The organism is Vibrio sp. 704 (genome assembly GCF_033339295.1).
In genome coordinates, this window is sequence record NZ_JAWOUH010000691.1 from 1 (window position 1) to 601 (window position 601).

1 protein-coding gene is annotated in these 601 nt (G+C 45.8%); it reads right to left on the bottom strand.

The annotated features are described in order from the left end of the window. Positions 1–71: 71 nt before the first annotated feature. The coding region (locus R7R24_RS28540) for a PP2C family protein-serine/threonine phosphatase (protein WP_318120434.1) at positions 72–601 on the bottom strand (530 nt) is incomplete at its 5' end.

Here is a 601-nt window from a genome sequence, read left to right on the forward strand (position 1 = left end):
ACTCGGCAAGCTGCTTACTCGCCTCACGGGAAGATTTTAGTGAGCTAAGAAACGTTTTTTTAAACTCGTACTCAGTCATCCTCACCCTCACATGTCGACGTGTTTGGACCAGACCATTGAAGTTGTAAAAGCGTCAAATCGTCGTCTAGCTCTTCCTTCACTTGCCAACGTTTAATGCTTTCGACGACAGAAGAAACCTGTGCTTCAAATGGAAGTCCAGAAACGCTCTGTACGTTCGCGATTAAACGATTTACAGAGAAAAGCTCATTGTCGTACCGCGCTTCAACCACGCCATCAGAAAAGCACCAAATCGAGTCGTTTGGTTCTAACGTAATTTCCCCGCCCTTGTATTGCATTGGTGCTAACGCGCCTACTATAAAATTCTCATCACCAACCATATCAATGGTTGCTTCTGATTGATGTTGCCATAAGAACTTAGGGTGACCGGCGGTACAGTACCTCAGTTTGCCTGTTTGAGTATTCAAAACTGCGTAAACGATTGTGAAGTACAACTGGCTGTCAGGCGTTTGCTGATATCGAAGGTTGAGCCTCTCCACCACCACATTCGGCTCCGAAACAACATATTCGCCCTCGACAAGAT